We start from the raw sequence: 2406 nt of genomic DNA on the forward strand, positions 1-2406 counted from the left end.
CTCCGACGACCCCAAGGCCATTCCGTCCCGGCTGAGCTGGGAGGTCGGGCAGTCGCTCGCGGACTCGCTGGTGCAGCGGTATCTGCAGGACACCGGCGATTACCCCACGTCCGTCGGCCTGACGGTGTGGGGCACCTCGGCGATGCGCACCCAGGGCGACGACATCGCCGAGATCCTGGCGCTGCTGGGCTGCCGGCCGGTGTGGGACGACGCCTCGCGGCGGGTGACCGGGTTCGAGGTGGTTCCCCTGGCGGAGCTCGGCCGGCCGCGCATCGATGTGACGGTCCGCATCTCGGGGTTCTTCCGGGACGCCTTCCCGCACGTCGTGGGTCTGATCGACGACGCCGTCCGCACGGTCGCCGAGCTGGACGAGCCGGCGGAGTCCAACCACATCCGGGCCCACGCCGACCAGGACACCGCCGAGCACGGCGACCGCCGCCGGGCCACGGCCCGCATCTTCGGCTCCAAGCCGGGGGCGTACGGGGCCGGTCTGCTGCCACTGATCGACGCCCGCAACTGGCGCTCCGACGCGGACCTCGCCGAGGTGTACGCGGTGTGGGGCGGCTACGCCTACGGCCGGGGGCTCGACGGGCGGGCCGCCCGCGGGGACATGGAGACGGCGTTCAAGCGGATCGCCGTCGCCGCGAAGAACGTCGACACGCGTGAGCACGACCTGGTCGACGCCGACGACTACTTCCAGTACCACGGCGGCATGGTCGCCATGGTGCGGCACCTGACGGGCGCGAGCCCCGAGGCGTACGTGGGCGACTCGGCCACCCCGGACCAGGTGAAGACCCGCACGCTCGGCGAGGAGACGCACCGCGTCTTCCGCGCCCGGGTGGTCAACCCGCGCTGGATGGCGGCCATGCGGCGGCACGGCTACAAGGGCGCCTTCGAGATGGCGGCGACCGTGGACTACCTCTTCGGGTACGACGCCACGGCCGGGGTCGTGGACGACTGGATGTACGAGAAGCTCAGCGCCGAGTACGTCTTCGACCCGGAGAACCGGGACTTCATGAAGAAGTCCAACCCCTGGGCGCTGCGCGGCATCACCGAGCGGCTGCTGGAGGCCGCGGAGCGCGGACTGTGGGCCGAGCCGGACGCGGAGACGCTTCAGCGGCTGCGGGCCACCTATCTGGAACTCGAAGGCGACTTGGAGGGCGACGAGAAGTGACCACCCCCTTTCCGTTCACGGCCGTCGTGGGCCAGGACGACCTGCGGCTCGCGCTGCTGCTGAACGCGGTGTCCCCGGCGGTCGGCGGTGTACTGGTGCGCGGCGAGAAGGGCACGGCAAAGTCGACGGCGGTGCGGGCGCTGTCGGCGCTCATGCCCACGCTGGACGTCGTCTCCGGCTGCCGTTTCTCCTGCGACCCCGGCTCCCCCGACCCCGGCTGCCCGGACGGGCCGCACGAGCCGGGGGCGTTCGAGACCCGGGCCGCGCGCATGGTCGAGCTGCCCGTCGGCGCCTCCGAGGACCGGCTGGTCGGCGCACTGGACATCGAGCGGGCGCTCTCGGAGGGCGTGAAGGCCTTCGAGCCGGGCCTGCTGGCCGACGCGCACCGCGGGATCCTCTACGTCGACGAGGTCAACCTCCTCCACGACCACCTGGTCGACCTGCTGCTGGACGCGGCGGCGATGGGCGCCTCGTACGTCGAACGCGAGGGCGTCTCCGTGCGGCATGCCGCGCGGTTCCTGCTCGTCGGCACCATGAACCCCGAAGAGGGCGAGCTGCGGCCGCAGTTGCTCGACCGGTTCGGGCTGACCGTGGAGGTCGCGGCCTCGCGGGAGCCGGACCAGCGGGTGGAGGTCGTCAGGCGGCGCCTGGCCTACGACGACGACCCGGCCGCCTTCGCCGCGCGCTGGGCCGAGGAGGAGGCCGCCGTCCGTGCGCGGATCGTCGCCGCGCGGGAGCTGCTGCCGTCCGTGCGGCTGGGCGACGGGGCGCTGCGGCAGATCGCGGCGACCTGTGCGGCCTTCGAGGTCGACGGCATGCGCGCGGACATCGTGATGGCGCGGACCGCCACCGCGCTGGCGGCCTGGGCCGGGCGCACGGACGTGCTCGCGGAGGATGTCCGGCAGGCGGCGCTGCTCGCGCTGCCGCACCGGCGGCGGCGCAACCCCTTCGACGCGCCGGGGCTCGACGAGGACAAGCTCGACGAGACCCTGGAGGAGTTCGGCGGCTCGGACGACGACGATCCGGATCCGGACCCCGGCCCGGACGGGCCCGGCGGGGGCGGCGGACAGCCGGAGCCCGACGACGCGCCCCAGGGCGACGGCGACACCGCGGCCCGGCCCGAGGCCGGTGAGGGCGGGCAGCCGCAGCCCTCGGGCGCCGGCGAGCAGTCGGCCGCACGGGCTACCCGGCCTCCTCCAGGGCGCGGGCCAGGGTCGTTTTGCCAGAGCCCT

2 protein-coding genes are annotated in these 2406 nt (G+C 74.0%); both read left to right on the forward strand.

Annotated elements, in window-relative coordinates; translation table 11 throughout:
- Positions 1-1174: cobaltochelatase subunit CobN (locus tag ABZ281_RS46120; RefSeq protein WP_356664453.1), on the forward strand; the 1174-nt coding region annotated here is incomplete at its 5' end.
- Positions 1171-2406: ATP-binding protein (locus ABZ281_RS46125; RefSeq protein ID WP_356664455.1), on the forward strand; the 1236-nt coding region annotated here is incomplete at its 3' end. The genes ABZ281_RS46120 and ABZ281_RS46125, both read left to right, overlap by 4 nt.

The sequence above is a fragment of the Streptomyces sp. NPDC006265 genome (genome assembly GCF_040613555.1).
Taxonomy (GTDB): Bacteria; Actinomycetota; Actinomycetes; order Streptomycetales; family Streptomycetaceae; genus Streptomyces.